Here is a 15,831-nt window from a genome sequence, read left to right on the forward strand (position 1 = left end):
CCGGCCACGGGAGCAGATTTTTTTGCGCATGTGTGTCACACCGGGCGGGCGTCAATCGTCTAGGGAGCGACATCAACGCAAGGGAGTTCCCCATGACGGCCCGTCTCGACTATTTCCGGATTGCCCCCGACGTGCTGAAACCGATGCTGGCGCTCGAGGAGGCGGCGAGCGCGCTGAGCATCTCGCCCGCCCTGCGCCTGCTGGTGAAGATGCGGGTCTCGCAGATCAACGGCTGTGCCTATTGCCTGCACATGCATGCGCCCGCGGCGCTGGACGCCGGCGTCTCGCAGGAAAAGCTAGACGTTCTCGCGGCTTGGCGCGAAAGCCCGGCCTTCGACACTCGCGAAAGGGCGGCGCTGCGCTGGGCGGAGGCGCTGACGAGGATCGAGGCCAGCGGCGTGCCGGACGGCGACTACGAGGACCTGGCGGCCGCCTTCGCCCCCCGCGAGCGGGTGGAACTGACGCTGATCGTCAACACGATCAATGCGTGGAACCGCTTCGCGGTCGCCTTCCGCTCGGTCCATCCAAGACGCGCGGCGGCCGATGCCGCCTGAAGCACACATCGTCGTCTTCCAGCGCCAGCGCCGCCGGCTGGCGGCGCTGGCCTATCGGATGACCGGCTCGGTGGCCGAAACGGAGGATATCCTGCAGGAGGCCTGGCTGCGGTTCTCCCGACAGGACCTGGCGGAGATCGCCTGTGCCCCGCGGTGGCTTAGCGCCACCACGATGCGGCTCTGTCTCGACCACCTCGGCTCGGCGCGGATCCGGCGCGAGAATTATATCGGCGCCTGGCTGCCCGATCCTCTGGTGCAGGACACGGCAGCGAGCGCCGAACAGCAATGGATGCTGACCGAAGATGTCAGGATCGCGCTCGTTCTGACCCTCCACCATCTGTCGCCAGAGATGCGCGCCGCCTTCATCCTGCGCGATGCGTTCGACTTCGATTTCGAGGACATCTCCGAGATCGTCCGCCGCTCCCCGGCCACCTGCCGCCAACTGGTGTCGCGCGCGCGCCGGAAGCTGGCCGGCGCCGAGCCGGTCGATACGCCCGCCAGCGAGGAGGCCGCACGGATGGTCGCGGCTTTCTGGCGGGCGAGCCGCGAGGGGGATATGCAGGCGTTGCTCGCCCTGTTCAGCGAGGAGATCGAGGTCCACACCGATGGCGGCGGCAAGGTTCTGGCGGCGATCAACGTCCTGAAGGGGAAACGGCGGGCGGTCGGCTTCTTCGTCGGCCTGGCGCGCAAGGCGCCCGAGATGCCGCCGACCCCCGTGTTTCGCACGATCAACGGCGCGCCCGGCTTCGTCTCCGTCGAGCCGAACGGCGTCCTTCAGACCACCGCGCTCGACATCGTGGGCCGGCATATCCGGGCGATCTGGATCGTCCGCAACCCGGAGAAGCTGAGGCATCTGCCGCCCGCGCGGCGCGCCTGACCCGACGCCCGCGCGGCGCGCCTGACCCGGCGCCTGACCCATGGCCGACGGGTCGGCCGGTCGGATGATCCGCTCGCCGAGGTCCGGCACCGGGCGTTGGCGGGGTTCGCGCGGGCTTGTGGAGTTTGCGAGGCGCGCGCCCATCCGAATGCCCTGCTTCCGCGTGCCGGGCCAGGGCCGCCTCGAGTTCGGCGATCCGGGCCACCAGCGGCGCGGTCATCGCGCGCATGTCCTCCAGCGTATGGCGCTCGGTGATATGTTGAGGACAATTCCAGTCGAACCCCTCCACCGTGACGAGGAGCCCCCGTTCGACACGGGCCCGATAGTCCGGCATTTCGAGGCGCGACAGGGTCGCCTCGTCGTCGAGGCCAACGAGTGTCGCCCGCCCGAAGAGCTTCAGTCGCGTCCTGTTCGGGTAGTCCATGAAGAACAGCGACACCCGGTCGTCGCTCGTCAGGTTGCCGACGCTGACATACTGGCGGTTGCCGCGGAAATCCGCGAAGCCGATCGTGCGTTCGTCGAGCACGCGCACGAAGCCGGCCGGCCCGCCGCGATGCTGGATATAGGGCCAGCCCGTCTCGCCGACACTCGCCATGTAGAGCGAATCGCGCGCCGCGATGAAGCCGGCTTCCGCCGGAGTGAGCCGCTGGTTGACGGCCTCCGGCGCGCTTTCCATGCGGGCATAGGAGGACCGGCTTCCCAACGCCTCCTGCACCTTCTTCACCGTCGGCGTGAAGGCGATCTGCGCGAAATGATGGGGCATAGTGTCCTCCTGCGGTCTCGCGCCGGCGTCACAGGCCGAGGTCCGAAAGGCCCGGATGATCCGCGGGGCGAGGCCCCTGCGGCCAGTGGAACTTGCGGTCGGCGTCGCGGATCGGCTGGTCGTTGATGCTGGCGAAGCGCAGCCGCATCAGGCCGTGCTCGTCGAACTCCCAGTTCTCGTTGCCGTGGCTGCGAAACCAGTTTCCGGCATCGTCCCGCCATTCGTAGGCAAACCGCACCGCGATCCGGTTCTCGGCGAAGGCCCAGAGCTCCTTGATCAGGCGATAGTCCAGTTCCCGCGCCCATTTGCGCTGCAGGAAGGCGACGATCTCGGCGCGGCCGGCCGGGAACTCGGCACGGTTGCGCCAACCGCTGTCCTGCGTATAGGCGAGCGACACCCGCTCCGGGTCGCGGCTGTTCCAGGCGTCCTCGGCCATCCGCGCTTTCCGGACGGCGGTCTCGCGCGTGAAGGGCGGCAAGGGGTGGCGGACGCCGGGCTGCGTCGTTTCGGTCATGGGGTGTCTCCTTCGGTTCAGAGGGAAAAGGCGCAGCCGAAGCTGCGCCCGGATGCCTTCGCGCCGTCAGGCGGCCGTGTTCAGTTCGACCTTCGGAAAGTCGATTTCGACCTCAGTCGCCTTGCCGAGCAGGTTGGTGAAGATGTTCATCGCCACATGCGTGATGATCTCGATGATCTCGGCGTCGGAGTGACCCGCCGCGCGCACGGCCTCGAACTCGGCCTTGCTGACCTGACCGGTGTGCTCGACAAGGGCGCGCGCGAAGATCAGCGCGGCCTCCGCCTTGGCATCCGAGGACCGGCCCCTCCGGTTGGCGAGCATCTCGTTATTGTCGAGGCCGACCTTGCGGCCGATCGCGGTATGCGCCGAAACGCAGTACTGGCAGGCATTCTGCTCGGCGACAGCCAGCGCGATGCGTTCGCGCGTCCGTTCGTCGAGCACGCCGGCGCCGGCGATTCCATGGAGACCCAGGAAGGCGTTGAGAGCGACCGGCGAGTTCGCCAGCACGCGGATGAAGTTCGGAACCATGCCAAGACCGGACTGGACGGCGTCCAGAAGCTGCTTGGCCTCGCCGGTGGCGGTTTGGGGATCGATAACGGCAACACGAGCCATGAAGTCAGTCCTTGTACGGTTGAGGATGCGGTGCTCCGGGCACTGCGTCCGCCCAATCTGGTTCATGGCATCGATTGAAAGAATGCTCGCTTTATGAAATATTTTATTCCTCAAGGAGGAATAATAAGTGGACCGGCTGCATGAGCTCGAGGTGTTCATCGCGGTGGCCGACGCGGGCAGCTTCGTCAAGGCCGGAGCGCGGCTGCGCCTGTCGCCACCGGCGGTCACCCGCGCCATCTCCGCACTTGAGGAGCGGCTCGGCGCCCGCGTCTTCAACCGCACCACACGCAGCCTGACCATCACCGATGTCGGGCAGCGCTTCCTCGAGAGCGCACGGCGCGTCCTCGCCGATCTCGACACTGCCGAGAAGGAGGCGGTGGGCGAAACCGCCCTGCCGCGGGGCCACCTCAACATCACGGCGTCGGTGACCTTCGGCCGATCCGCCTTGGCGCCGGTCGTCTGCGGCTTCCTCGGACAGTACCCGCGGGTGACGGCGTCCGTTCTCCTGCTCGATCGTGTCGTGAACCTCGTCGAGGAAGGGGTCGACATCGCGGTGCGGATCGGACACCTGCCGGACTCGACCCTGATCGCCAAGCGGATCGGCTCGGTCCATCGGATCCTGGTCGCGAGCCCGGATTATCTTGCAAGGCGCGGGGTCCCCGCATCGCCGGCGGACCTGCGGCACCACTCGGTGATCGCCTTCACGGGCCTGATGCCGAACCGCGAATGGCGCTTCCGGAACGGGCAGAAAACCGGGAGCGTGTCTGTGCAACCGACGTTCGAAATCAACGACGCGACCCCGGCGATACAGGCCGCCGCGATGGGGCATGGCATCACGATAGCCCTGTCCTACATGGTGTGCGAGCAGATCCGCGACGGCACGCTGGTTCCGATACTGCAGGCTTTCACCTTGCCGCCGCAACCGGTTCACCTGGTCTATCCGCATGTGCGGCTCGTTGCTCCCAAGATCCGGGCGTTTCTCGATTTCGCGGCGCCTCGGCTGAAGGGCGTCCTCGACCGGCTGGCATGGGAGACCCCGGACGGCGCGCCGCCGACGGGCCCCTCCTGACCGCGCCGCAACCCGTCAGCCTTGCCGGCCGCCGACCAGACGGCGGAGAAGATCCTCGAGGTGCTGTCGATCGGGCGCCTCGAGCCTGTCGAGGATCGGGGCCAGGGCGGCTTGCCCCTCGTCATGCAGTCGGTCGACCAGTTCGGCCCCCTCGCGCGTCAGGAAGACATCGGTTGCCCGTCCGTCCTCGGCATTCGGCGCGCGGGCGACCAGTCCGCGCTTCTCCGCCCGAGAGACCAGGCCCGACATCGTCTGTTTCTCCAGCCCGAGATAGTCGGCGAGCTCGGCCATCCGCGGACGGCGGTCCCGCAGGATGCCCAGAACCCGAAGCAGCGACTGAGAAAGGTCGTGCTCGGCGGCGATCCGGTTGACGACGGCCATTATCACGAAGGCGGTCGTCATCAGGGCATCGGCCAGCCCGTCGCCGGATGCGGGGGGCGTCTCGTCTTGCGTCTGCATCGCAGCTCCATCTTGACATTGTTCGTATTGCGAACCATATTAATTCGTAATGCGAATTTAATCATGTTTACGCCCGAAAGGAAGGACCCCGTGAAAGCTGCCGTCATCACCGCTTTCGATCAACCACCGCGATATGGCGACTTCGCCGATCCGGAGGCCCGCGCGCCGACAGACATGCCGATCGACGTGCTGGCGGCCGGCCTGCACCATGTGACGCGGGGCCGCGCCGCCGGACTGCATTACTCCAGCACCGCCGAACTGCCTCAGGTCCCCGGCATCGATGGGGTCGGGCGCGGTCCCGACGGCAAGCTGCGCTATTTCGTGCAAGAGCACGGCCGAATCGGAACGATGGCCGAGCGGACCGTGATCGAGCGCAGCCACAGCATCGAACTGCCGGATGGCTGCGATCCGGTCGCCATCGCGGCGGCGATGAACCCGGCCATGGCGTCGTGGATCGCGCTGCGCTGCCGGGCGCCGGGCTTTCGCTGGCGCCTGCCGTTCCAACGCGGCTGGCGGGTGCTGATCCTGGGCGCGACCGGAAGCTCGGGGCGGCTGGCGGTGCAGATCGCCCGGCATCTGGGCGCCTCGCAGATTTTCGCCGTGGGCCGCAACGCGGCCAGGCTGGCGGAGTTGCCGGCGCTGGGCGCCACCGGAACCATCCTGCTGGGCGACGAGCGGCTGGGTGCCGCCGCTTGCGAGACGGATGTGGTGCTGGACTTCATCTGGGGCGAGAGCGCCGTGCGCTGCATGGAGTCCATGCTGGCGCAACGGGAAAGCCGGAACCTGCCGCTGACCTGGATCCACGTCGGCTCGATGGCCGGCGAGATCGCGCCGATCCCGGGCACCCTCCTGCGCCGGGCGGATCTTCGCGTCCTCGGCAGCGGACACGGGGCCGTGTCGGGCCGCGCCATCCTGCGCGAGCTGCCGAGGCTGGCGAGGGAGATCGCCCGCGGCACCTTCCGCGTGGACGCGCGGGCCGTCCCGCTTAACCAGGTCGAACGAACCTGGTCGCGTCCCGATCCGGGCAACACCCGCATCGTCTTCACCCCATGACCGGCCGCCGGGAGGAGGGAAATCTCACCGCCTCGCCCCTTCGCTTCGGCTGCGGCCGGACGGGGCTCAGCCGAAAGAGGTGCGCATGAGCCGTCGCCGGTCTTCCCTGACACTGCTCCTCGGGCCGGCCATCGGGCTGACCGCCCTGTTGGCCGTCCTGGTGGCCGTCCTGTTGACCATCGGGCTGCCATGGCCATCGCTCGTGCGCGGCGCGACCTCTTCCGAGCCTCCTCCCGCCGCCCCCTCGGCCCTGTCGGTCAGCTTGACCTCCGCCGCGCGCGAACGGTGGCCCCAGACCCTGCCCGCTGTCGGCAGCATCGCCGCCTGGCAGGAGGTCGTCATCGGAGCGGAGATCGGCGGGCTGCGCCTGTCGGAACTGCTGGTCGAGACCGGAAACCGGGTGACCAGGGGGCAGCTTCTGGCCCGGCTCGCCACCGGCACGCTGAGGGCGGAGCTGAAGGCCAGCCGCGCGGCCCTGCGCGAGGCCAGCGCCGCCGACGCCGAGGCGGCCCGTGCCGCCGAACGCGCCCGGACCTTGCACCAGCGCGAGACCCTCGCGATCCGGGCCTTCGAACAGGCTGTCGCCGCGGCTGAAATGGCCGAAGCGCGGCTCGAGGCCGCCCGCGCACGGGTGCAGGCCGACCAACTGCGACTGGACTTCACCGACGTGCGCGCTCCGGACGACGGGGTGATCAGTGCCGTGGCCGCCGTGGAAGGGGCGCTCGTGCACGCGGGACAGGAGATCCTGCGCCTGCAACGGCAGGGCCGGCTGGAATGGCGGGCCGAACTGCCGGGCCCCGATCTGGCCCGGCTGGCACCCGGCCAGAGTGTCCGCCTCGCCCTCAGTGGCGGCGAGACGGCCGAAGGACGCGTGCGCCGGGTCTCTCCCCAGGTCGATCCGCTGACGCGCAGCGGCATCGTGTATGTCGATCTGGAGCCTTCCGCCGTGCTGCGCGCCGGCCTCTTCGCCCGCGGCGACATCCTGCTGGACCTGCGGGAGGTGATGACCCTGCCCGACACCGCCGTCCTGCTGCGCGACGGGTTCAGCTATGTCTTCGGCATCGAGGACGGCAGGGCGCGGCAGCAGAAGGTGACGGTCGGCGCGCGGCGCGGCGGGCGGATCGAGATCCGCGCCGGGCTGGAGCCCGGCATGCCGGTCGTCGAAGCCGGCGTCGGCTTCCTCTCCGACGGCCTGACGGTGCGCGTCGTCGTGGCGGCGGGCGGCGCGCCCCTCCCGGCGCTGCGGTAAGGAGGGCACCATGAACGTCTCCGCCTGGTCGATCCGAAACCCCGTTCCGGCCGTCCTGCTGTTCGCCATGCTGACGCTGGCAGGCCTCTTCGCCTTTCACAGCGCCAGGGTGCAGAACTTCCCGGACGTGGACCTGCCCATGATCACGGTCACCGCCAGCCTGCCGGGGATGGCCCCGGCGCAGATGGAAACCGAAGTGGCGCTCAAACTGGAAAACGCCATGGCCGCCATGAAGGGGCTGCGGCATCTGCACACCGTGGTGCAGGACGGGGTGGCCACGGTTTCGGCCGAGTTCCGCCTGGACAAGCCGCCGCAGGAGGCCCTCGACGACACCCGCGCCGCCGTGGCCCGCGTGCGGGGCGACCTGCCCGCCGCGCTCCGCGAGCCCGTCATCCGCAAGATCGAGTTCAAGAACGATCCGATCCTGACCTACACGGTGGCATCCTCGCGCCGGGACGAGGAGGCTCTGTCCTGGTTCGTGGACGACCGGGTCACCCGGCGCCTGCTGGCCGTGCCCGGTGTCGGAGCGGTGACGCGCGTGGGCGGCGTGACGCGCGAAGTGCGGGTGGAGCTCGACCCGGACCGGCTCCTCGCCCTGCGCCTGAGCGCGGCCGACGTCTCGCGCCGGCTCGCCAGGGTGCAGCTCGAGGCTCCCGGCGGACGCGCCAGGCTCGGCGGCGGCGAACAGAGCTTGCGGACGGTGGTCGAAGCCTCCTCAGCGGCCGAACTGGCCGCGATGGACATTCCGCTGCCCGACGGCCGGGTGATCCGTCTCGATCAGGTGGCCGCGGTCGCCGACACCCAGGCCGAGCGCCGCAGCGGCGCCTTCCTGGACGGCCGGCCCGTGGTCGGTTTCGAGATCCTGCGCACCACCGGCGCCGGCGACATCGAGGTCGCCCGCGGCGTGCGCAAGGCGGTCGACGCGCTGCAGCAGGAGCATCCGGACATCGACCTTGTCGAGGCGTTCAATGCCATCGACCCGGTCGTGGAGAACTTCGAGGGCAGCCTGTCGCTGCTGATCGAGGGCGCCGTGCTGGCGGTCGTGGTGGTGGGGCTGTTCCTGCGCGACCTGCGCGCCACCCTTATCAGCGCGGTGGCGCTGCCGCTGTCGATCCTGCCCACCTTCCTGTTCATGCAGTGGATGGGCTTCACGCTGAACATCGTCACCCTGTTGTCGCTGTCGCTGGTCGTGGGCGTCCTGGTGGACGACGCCATCGTCGAGATCGAGAACATCGTGCGCCATATGGCACAGGGAAAGGAGCCGCTGGTCGCCGCGCGCGAGGCAGCCGACGAGATCGGCCTGCCGGTCATCGCCACCACCTTCACCCTGATCGCGGTCTTCCTGCCGACGGCCTTCATGCCGGGACTTGCGGGAAAGTTCTTCGTACAGTTCGGCTGGACCTCATCGGTCGCCGTGTTCTTCTCGCTGGCCGTGGCGCGGATGCTGACGCCGATGATGGCCGCCTATCTGCTGAAGCCGCCCAGCCGGCCGCATGCCGAGCCCTTCTGGATCCCCGCCTATCTGAAGGCGGCGCGCTGGGCCTTCACGCACAAGGGGGCGACGCTGGCGCTCGTCGGCCTCTTCGGCCTGGCCTGCGCCCTGCCGCTGGCATCGGGCGCCATAAAGACCGACTTCCTGCCGGCCGGCGACCTCAGCCAGATCCGCATCACCGTCGAACTGCCACCCGGCAGCCCCTACGGCCGGACGCTCGCGACCGCCGAAGAGGCGCGCCGCGCGGTGGCGAAGCACCCGCAGGTGAGGAGCGTGTTCACCGCCATCGGCAGCGGCAACGCCTCCGACAACCCCGCCGGCGGAGTGGCCGAAGCACGCATGGCGACCCTGACCGTCAACCTGACGCCGCGCAAGGACCGTCCCGGCCTGACCCAGCAGGACATCGAGCGCGACCTGCGCGACGGCCTGCAGGAGGTGGCCGGCGCCCGCATCGCGCTGGTGGCGGGCGAGACCTATGCAATGGTGCTCTCGGGCGAGGACAGCGATCTGCTGGCCGGGCATGCGGCCAGGGTCGAGCGGGACCTGCGCGGCCTGGACGGCATCGGCCAGGTGGTCAGCAGCCTGAGCCTGCAACGGCCCGAGCTGATCCTGCGCCCGGACACCGCGCGCGCGGCGGATCTGGGGGTCAACACCGAGGTCATCGCCGAGACGATCCGCGTGGCGACCCAGGGCGACTACGACCAGTTCCTGCCGAAGCTGAACCTCGGGCGGCGCCAGGTGCCGGTCGTCGTCCGCCTGCCCGAGGCGGCCGCAGCCGACCTCGATCTGCTGCGCCAGCTCACCGTGCCGGCGGCGCGCGGCGCGGTGCCGCTGCGCGACGTGGCCGAGATCGAGATCGCCAGCGGTCCGGCCCAGATCAACCGACTGGACCGCCTGCGCAACGTGACCTTCGAGGTCGACCTCAACGGGCGGGCGCTGGGCGAGGTGCAGGCGCGGGTCGCGGCCCTGCCCAGCCTGACGCAGCTACCGCCGGGCCTGACGAAGAGCGAGATCGGCCCGGCGGAAACTTCGAACGAGTTGGGGCACGGCTTCCAACTGGCGATGGGCACGGGCATCGCCTGCATCTACATCGTTCTGGTGCTGTTGTTCCGCGCCTGGGCGCAACCGGTGACGATCCTCGGGGCGCTGGTGCTGTCGATCCCGGGGGCCCTGCTGGCCCTGGTGGCGACCGCCACCCATCTCAGCATGCCGGCGATGATCGGGATGATCATGCTGATGGGCATCGCCACCAAGAACTCGATCCTGCTGGTGGAATATGCCCTGGTGGCGCAGCGCGAGCGCGGACTGTCGCGGCTGGATGCGCTGCTCGACGCCTGCCGCAAGCGCGCCCGGCCGATCGTCATGACGACCCTGGCGATGGGCGCCGGGATGATGCCCATCGCGCTGGGCTTCGGCGCCGATCCCAGCTTCCGCGCCCCCATGGCCATCGTCGTGATCGGCGGCCTGATCACCTCGACCTTCCTGAGCCTGCTGGTGATCCCCGTGCTTTACGAACTGGTCGACGACCTCGTTCGCCTCGTCACGCAGAGACGGCGGCCGACTGCCGCAAACGCGCCTCCGCCGCCGGGCTCCACCGAAGCACCGGCGAGGTCACCGTGATCCGGGCCTGCCCTCAGCGACCGCGCGGGCGCGGGCGCAGGCGCACCGTGGCATAGGCCGCGAGCACGATCAGCGCCGCGCCGAAGACCGTCTGCCGATCGGAGCGCTCGTCGAAGGCCAGGATGCCCAGCAGTTCGGCATAGACGAGCTTGATGTAGTCCAGGGTGCCGACGACGCTGGCCTCGGCGAGACGCAGCGCCTGAACGCCGCACCACTGGCCAAGCGTCGCGAGAATGCCGATGCCGAACAGCAGAAGCAGTTGCGGCAGGTCGGGCGTCACCCAGAGGACGACCAGCGGCAGGCCGCTGAGCAGCCCGACAAACAGCGACTGGTAGAGCAGCAGCGTGGCGGTGCTCTCGGTCTGCGCCAGCCGGCGCACGCTGATCACCGCCATGGCACCGCCGACGCCGCCGAGGAGCGGGATCGCGGCATGGAGCAGCGACAGGCCCTCCCCGCCGGGACGCATGACGACCAGCACGCCGGCAAAGCCCAGCGCGATGGCGGCAAACGTTTTCGGCCCGACAGTTTCGCCGAGAAAAAACCGGGCCAGCAGCGCGACGAAGAAGACCTGCGAGAAGCCGAGGGTCGTCGCCGTGGCGAGCGGCAGCACGGCCACGGCCCAGATGCCGCAGGACAGCGCGAGAAAGGCGCCGACCAGGCGGATGGCATGCAGGCCGGGACGACTGGTGTAAAGCGCTTGCGGAAAGCTGCGCCGCATCTCGGGCAGGGTCGACAGCAGCACGACGATCTGCCGGAAGAACAGGATCTCGAGAACGTGGAAGTCACCCACCAGCACCTTCGCCGCAGCGGCGGCAAGAGTGTAGAGCAGGGCGGCAAGCAGCGCCCAGGAGACGCCGGAGGAGGAGAGAGCGCGGATCGACACGGAGCTTCTTTCGGCTTTTGGTAGTTTGGTATATTGGTACCTAACTCCGGGATATTCAAACTTCAAGCCGAATTGCATGTCGCCACGCGCCGACGCTGTGCCGGGTTTCGCGATTTGGCGTGGCCGGCCCTGCACTTGCCGTCAGCAGCCGAAATTCCCAGTCGGGGCAGGTCCTCCCGCCGCCTCGTAAAAACTCGCTAAGATTGTTTTACCATAGGTTAACTCGCCCAAAGATTGTGCTTGCACTGAGCTTGGTACCAAAGTACCGATATTAAGAGGTGTTAACCGTAGTTCGACGCGGAGCGAGAAACGGATGCGTGACCAACGCCCTGACACACCGGATTTCCACATCGTCCAGGCGGCGGCAAAAGCCTGGATCCTGCATGCGGAAACGCACCAACTCTATGAAATAAAAGGGACGCCCCCGGAAGACCGCAGGGACCCCGAGGTGCTTTCCCCCGGGCTGGCGGAGCGGGTCGCCAGGGATCTGGAGCAGTTGCGGACGGCGGGCCATCTGACGTCGCTCAACCGGGATCGGTTGGAGCGCGCCTCGCCGCTGGATGGCGCGAACCTGGCTCTGAACATCAACCTGACGTCGGTCTGCAATCTGGGGTGCACATACTGCTTCGCGGAAGGGGGCGACTACGGGCGGATCAAGGGAAAGCTGAATACGGACACGGATCTGGATGCGATCCTGAGCTTCATCGCGGAGAATGCCGGCGCCGGGGACGCGATGCGGCTGGAGTTCTTCGGCGGCGAGCCGATGATGAACTTCGACGCCATCGAGACGCTGTGCGAGCGCTCAATCGCGCTGGCCGCAGACAGCGGCATCCGCTTTCACTACCGCATCTCGACCAATCTGACGACGCGGCTGAGCGAGCGGGAACTGAGCCTGTTCGAGCGCTTCGGCTTCACCGTGTCGGTGTCCATCGACGGCGGCGCGGCGACGCATGACCGCAACCGTCCGAACCTGGCCGGGCGAGGCTCCTTCGAGCAGATCATCGCCAACTGTCGCCGCGTGCGCCAGCGGTCCGAGGCCATCACGCTGGTGGCACGCATGACCTATGTGCCGTTCCCCGGTTCCTCGCTCGTCGCGGATGTACGGGAACTGCACGGCGAGAACATCTTCGACTGGTTCCAGATCCTGCCCGCCGTGGTCGGCGACAGCTTTCTCAAGCCGGTGTTCGCGGACACGTTCGCCGGCCGCAGCCGGGACGAGATCGACGCGCTGTGCGACGACAAGGTGGACGCGGAATATCGCGACCTCGCGCGGGCCTATCTGACGCTGTTCTCGGACGACAACCGCTTCAAGGGCGTGCTGGAGATCGAAACGATCATCCGCATGATCCTGCTGGGAGAAGTGGCGAACGGACATTGTTCCGGCGGACGCAAGTATTTCACCTTTTCGCCGGACCAGTCCGTGATGCCCTGTCACCGGCTGGTGGGCGAGGTCGACTTTCGCAGCGGCAGCTTCTCCGAAGGCGTCGACGCGGCGACGACCGAGCGGTGGCGGACGTCGATCAACGACACGCCGGTGTGTGCGGACTGCGCGATCCGCTACCTGTGCAGCGGCGGCTGCAAGCAGGAGAATTTCGTCCGCAGCGGCGACATGAACCGCCCGGATCCGCGCAGTTGCCGCTTCCAGTTCCGTCTGGTCGACGCCGCCATCGAGACCATCGGGCGCGCCGGGCCGGAGTTGCGCGGGCGGGACAGATCCGTGCTCAGCGACCTTTTCGTCTCCTGCGGACGTCCGACGCTGAAGACCGGACGCGCAGCGCATCGATCCGCGCCCCCCGGCCTGCAGTGCCTGACACCGCTGACCTGACATGCCCCGCTCATCCAGACCCGGAACAGCCTGACAGGAAGATCAGATGAACATCCAGCAGGACAAATACATCCGCCGCAACATCCACACCTATCCGTTCAACTACACCTACACGGATTTCGGCAATTTCTTTCGCAAGCAGGATGCATCGATCTACATCCATATCCCGTTCTGTTCGACTAAATGCCACTTCTGCGACTACACCGTGATGGTGAACTCGAAGGACGATCTGCGCGAGGCCTATGTCCAGGCGCTGATCAAGGAGATCGAGGCGTTTCCCGCCAACCCGGTATTCCCGAGGTTCCGCATCGAGGCGATCTATTTCGGCGGCGGCACGCCGGGACTGCTGACGGCGGACCAGTTGATCCGCATCCTTCAGGCCTGTCGCGACACGTTCGAGGTGGCCGACGGCGCCGAGGTCGCGGTGGAATTCGATCCGCGCAGCGTCGACCAGGACAAGATCGACGCGCTGTTCGAGGCAGGCTTCAACCGGTTCTCGATCGGCATCCAGAGCTTCGACGAGGGCATCCTGCGGCAGACCAACCGGCCGCACGACCTTCGCGATATCGACCGCGCGGTGACGGCGATCCGCAATTCGGGCTTCACCCATGTCAATGTCGACCTGATCTATCCCTTGATCGGGCTGACGCCCGAGATCTGGGAAGACTCCGTCGCCCGCGCCATCGACCTGGAGATGTCCTGCATCACGGTCTATCCGCTGGAGGTCTGGGAGAACACCGCCTACCATAACTGGATCCTCAAGAAGGGGCAGAAGCTGCCGCTGATCGAGGAAGAGAAGGCAATGGCGGTGCGGGCCTTCGACCTGCTGGAGCAGGCGGGCTACGTCACCGGCAGCACCTCGGGCTATTACCACCCGGCGCGGGCGAATCATTACTGCCGCTTCCTTGATTATTACTGGCGAACATGGCCGATGATCGGCTTCGGCGTCTCGTCGAAATCGGCAATTCATCAGTTCATGTACACAAACATCACCAATATCCGACAGTATATCGACCGGATCAACGCCGGAGAGCCGATCCTCGATTTCTCGACGCATCTGAGCAAGGAGCAGGAGATGCGCCGGGTGATGATCCGCGGGCTGAAGGTGGGCAACGTCTTCAAGACCGATTTCCAGGCGCGGTTCGGCGTGTCCATGGACCTGGTCTATGGCGACGTGCTGCGGGCACTGGAGGCCGAAGGCTACCTGACCGACGACGGCGAGGAAGTGCGGTTGACCCGCAAGGGGCAACTCTATTCGAACGCTGTCTGGGAACGCTTCTATGTCGAGGAAGACCTCGCCCCCGCCAAGCCGGGAGAGGTCAAGTTCGGCCTGTCCGAGTTGATCCTCGATTGATCCCTTTCGCTTTTCCCGTCGCATCAGTTTGGAGGCCGGCATGAAAATCGATCAAGACGTGTCCTGGATGCGGGACGCCTATCCCGCGACCCATTGGGAGAAGGCCGGCAACGGCAGTTCGATGGTGGTGTGCAACCTGAGCCCGCGTCACTGCAAGATCGCCGAGGGGCACCTCGGGCGCTGCGGTGTGCGCGGCAATATCGGCGGCGAGCTGTACACGTTCAACTACGGCAAGTCTGTCGAGGCGACGATGGAATACATCGAGACCGAGGCGGTGAACCACTTCCGACCCGGAGCGAAGATCCTGTCGCTGGGCAATATCGGCTGCATGATGTCCTGCGACTTCTGTCAGAACTGGCGGACATCGCAGGTGCGCCACCTGGATCAGGCGGATGTGCGCCGCTACACACCCGAACAGATCGTCGCCACCTGCGAGATGCTGGGGATCGAGGTGATTTCCTGGACCTACAACGACCCTGTCGTCTGGCACGAATTCGTGGTGGAGACGTCGCGGCTTGCCCAGTCGGCGGGGATCATCACACTCTACAAGTCGGCGTTCTACATCGAATCCGGCGCGGTGGACGAACTGATCGACTGTATCGACATCTTCAGCATCTCGCTGAAGTCGATGGATGAGAAGTTCTATCGCAAGTTCACGGGCGGCACGCATCTGCAACCGGTGCTGGACATGATCCGCAAGGTGCATGCCTCGGGGCGGCATCTGGAGTTGAGCCAGTTGCTGATCACCGGGCGCAACGATACCGAGGAGGAGATCGCCAAGACCAATACCTGGGTGCTGGAGCATGTCGGCGACCGGGTGCCGTTGCACTACGTCGCCTTCCACCCGGCCTATCTCTACACCAGCGTGAGGCGCACGCCGGAGGCGATCGTGCTGAAAGCCCGCGAGATGGCGATGGAGGCGGGCATTCGCTATGTCTATTGCGGCAACATGTTCCGCGATGGCGTGTCGGACACCCATTGTCCGGGCTGCGGCACGCGCACAGTGCGCCGCTACGGGCTGAAGGCCGAAGCGGTGGCGCTGGACGAGGCCGGATGCTGCACCCAGTGCGGCACGCCGAACGACGTGCGGCAGGCACTCAAGGGGCGCGCTGCGGAGGTCGCGCTGCCCACCTCGCCCGACACGCATTGCAGCAAGGACTTCCTGTGGAACGCGGAGGCGAACTCCGTCCACATCGAGGTCACACATGACGCGCAGACCGTCTGCGCGCTGCAACTGGAGCGGATCGGCACGGACGCGGTACCGGTGCAGAGCTTTGCCACCGGCGGCGTGCTGCGGCGGATCATCGCCTCACGGCAGACCGACGACGAGACCGGCGTGCGAGTGACGCTGCCGAAAGGGGCCGTTCTGCACTTCTATCCGGTGCTGGACCGGGCGCATTTCCCGACATCCGAGAGCCTGGAACGCGAGATCGCGGGCTACCGCGAGGAGCGCATGGACGCGATGGCGCGCGCCTGAACCCGCCCCCTGTCCGCCATCCGCGCAGGC

13 protein-coding genes and 1 pseudogene are annotated in these 15,831 nt (G+C 67.3%); 9 read left to right on the plus strand and 5 right to left on the minus strand.

Annotation, left to right across the window (positions count from 1 at the left end; translation table 11 throughout):
- Positions 1–92 precede the first annotated feature (92 nt).
- Together TSB10GB4_RS09730 and sigJ are read left to right on the plus strand one after the other, a co-directional pair.
- Positions 93–554: a carboxymuconolactone decarboxylase family protein gene (locus tag TSB10GB4_RS09730; protein WP_186395587.1), complete on the plus strand. Its 462-nt coding sequence runs from the start codon at positions 93–95 to the stop codon at positions 552–554.
- Entirely contained in the window at positions 544–1,431 is an 888-nt protein-coding gene (sigJ, locus tag TSB10GB4_RS09735; protein ID WP_186395588.1) for an RNA polymerase sigma factor SigJ, read from the plus strand. The genes TSB10GB4_RS09730 and sigJ overlap by 11 nt, the downstream gene beginning before the upstream one ends.
- A gap of 382 nt (positions 1,432–1,813) precedes the next feature.
- Here the strand turns inward: sigJ and TSB10GB4_RS09740 are convergent.
- The 3 genes and pseudogenes from TSB10GB4_RS09740 to TSB10GB4_RS09750 all read right to left on the minus strand — a co-directional run.
- Positions 1,814–2,194 (minus strand): annotated as a pseudogene (locus tag TSB10GB4_RS09740) (pyridoxamine 5'-phosphate oxidase family protein); the annotation flags it as partial.
- A 28-nt stretch (positions 2,195–2,222) separates the two neighbouring features.
- Positions 2,223–2,708, minus strand: a complete 486-nt coding sequence (locus tag TSB10GB4_RS09745; RefSeq protein WP_186395589.1) for a nuclear transport factor 2 family protein — start codon at positions 2,706–2,708, stop codon at positions 2,223–2,225.
- Positions 2,709–2,774: 66 nt separating this feature from the next.
- Entirely contained in the window at positions 2,775–3,320 is a 546-nt protein-coding gene (locus TSB10GB4_RS09750) for a carboxymuconolactone decarboxylase family protein (protein ID WP_186395590.1), read from the minus strand.
- A 127-nt stretch (positions 3,321–3,447) separates the two neighbouring features.
- Between TSB10GB4_RS09750 and TSB10GB4_RS09755 the strand changes: the two genes are divergently transcribed.
- Complete coding sequence (locus TSB10GB4_RS09755; RefSeq protein WP_186395591.1) at positions 3,448–4,389, plus strand: LysR family transcriptional regulator; 942 nt, start codon at positions 3,448–3,450, stop codon at positions 4,387–4,389.
- 15 nt (positions 4,390–4,404) lie between these two features.
- Here TSB10GB4_RS09755 and TSB10GB4_RS09760 read toward each other — a convergent pair whose 3' ends face one another.
- On the minus strand, positions 4,405–4,848 hold the full coding sequence (locus TSB10GB4_RS09760; RefSeq protein WP_186395592.1) for a MarR family winged helix-turn-helix transcriptional regulator: 444 nt from the start codon (positions 4,846–4,848) through the stop codon (positions 4,405–4,407).
- Positions 4,849–4,938: 90 nt separating this feature from the next.
- Here TSB10GB4_RS09760 and TSB10GB4_RS09765 point away from each other — a divergent pair, with 90 nt between their 5' ends.
- From TSB10GB4_RS09765 to TSB10GB4_RS09775, 3 genes are all read left to right on the plus strand, one after another.
- Entirely contained in the window at positions 4,939–5,901 is a 963-nt protein-coding gene (locus TSB10GB4_RS09765) for a zinc-binding alcohol dehydrogenase family protein (RefSeq protein ID WP_186395593.1), read from the plus strand.
- A gap of 85 nt (positions 5,902–5,986) precedes the next feature.
- Positions 5,987–7,150 (plus strand): efflux RND transporter periplasmic adaptor subunit, encoded by a 1,164-nt coding sequence (locus tag TSB10GB4_RS09770; RefSeq protein WP_186395594.1) that lies wholly within the window; start codon positions 5,987–5,989, stop codon positions 7,148–7,150.
- A gap of 10 nt (positions 7,151–7,160) precedes the next feature.
- On the plus strand, positions 7,161–10,262 hold the full coding sequence (locus TSB10GB4_RS09775) for an efflux RND transporter permease subunit (RefSeq protein ID WP_186395595.1): 3,102 nt from the start codon (positions 7,161–7,163) through the stop codon (positions 10,260–10,262).
- Between the two features lie 13 nt (positions 10,263–10,275).
- On the opposite strand, the gene TSB10GB4_RS09780 is transcribed toward TSB10GB4_RS09775, so the two are convergent.
- The gene (locus tag TSB10GB4_RS09780) at positions 10,276–11,145 is read right to left on the minus strand and encodes a DMT family transporter (protein WP_208984623.1); all 870 of its coding nucleotides are present in this window, start codon (positions 11,143–11,145) and stop codon (positions 10,276–10,278) included.
- A gap of 448 nt (positions 11,146–11,593) precedes the next feature.
- On the opposite strand from TSB10GB4_RS09780, the gene TSB10GB4_RS09785 reads away from it, so the two are divergent.
- From TSB10GB4_RS09785 to amrS, 3 genes are read left to right on the plus strand one after another with little or no spacing between them, the layout of a single operon-like run.
- On the plus strand, positions 11,594–12,970 hold the full coding sequence (locus TSB10GB4_RS09785) for a radical SAM/SPASM domain-containing protein (RefSeq protein WP_186395597.1): 1,377 nt from the start codon (positions 11,594–11,596) through the stop codon (positions 12,968–12,970).
- 46 nt (positions 12,971–13,016) lie between these two features.
- Positions 13,017–14,324 (plus strand): coproporphyrinogen-III oxidase family protein, encoded by a 1,308-nt coding sequence (locus TSB10GB4_RS09790; protein WP_186395598.1) that lies wholly within the window; start codon positions 13,017–13,019, stop codon positions 14,322–14,324.
- 40 nt (positions 14,325–14,364) lie between these two features.
- On the plus strand, positions 14,365–15,801 hold the full coding sequence (gene amrS / locus TSB10GB4_RS09795) for an AmmeMemoRadiSam system radical SAM enzyme (RefSeq protein WP_186395599.1): 1,437 nt from the start codon (positions 14,365–14,367) through the stop codon (positions 15,799–15,801).
- The last annotated feature ends 30 nt before the right edge of the window (positions 15,802–15,831 follow it).

It is taken from the genome of Stappia sp. TSB10GB4 (genome assembly GCF_900185745.1).
Classification (GTDB): Bacteria; Pseudomonadota; Alphaproteobacteria; order Rhizobiales; family Stappiaceae; genus Stappia.

Excerpts from the sequence above, each read along its gene's own strand:
- TSB10GB4_RS09730 (WP_186395587.1), top strand. The coding sequence starts at position 93 with ATGACGGCCCGTCTCGACTATTTCCGGATTGCCCCCGACGTGCTGAAA.
- sigJ (WP_186395588.1), top strand. The coding sequence starts at position 544 with ATGCCGCCTGAAGCACACATCGTCGTCTTCCAGCGCCAGCGCCGCCGG.
- TSB10GB4_RS09745 (WP_186395589.1), bottom strand. The coding sequence starts at position 2,708 with ATGACCGAAACGACGCAGCCCGGCGTCCGCCACCCCTTGCCGCCCTTC.
- TSB10GB4_RS09750 (WP_186395590.1), bottom strand. The coding sequence starts at position 3,320 with ATGGCTCGTGTTGCCGTTATCGATCCCCAAACCGCCACCGGCGAGGCC.
- TSB10GB4_RS09760 (WP_186395592.1), bottom strand. The coding sequence starts at position 4,848 with ATGCAGACGCAAGACGAGACGCCCCCCGCATCCGGCGACGGGCTGGCC.
- TSB10GB4_RS09770 (WP_186395594.1), top strand. The coding sequence starts at position 5,987 with ATGAGCCGTCGCCGGTCTTCCCTGACACTGCTCCTCGGGCCGGCCATC.
- TSB10GB4_RS09775 (WP_186395595.1), top strand. The coding sequence starts at position 7,161 with ATGAACGTCTCCGCCTGGTCGATCCGAAACCCCGTTCCGGCCGTCCTG.
- TSB10GB4_RS09790 (WP_186395598.1), top strand. The coding sequence starts at position 13,017 with ATGAACATCCAGCAGGACAAATACATCCGCCGCAACATCCACACCTAT.
- amrS (WP_186395599.1), top strand. The coding sequence starts at position 14,365 with ATGAAAATCGATCAAGACGTGTCCTGGATGCGGGACGCCTATCCCGCG.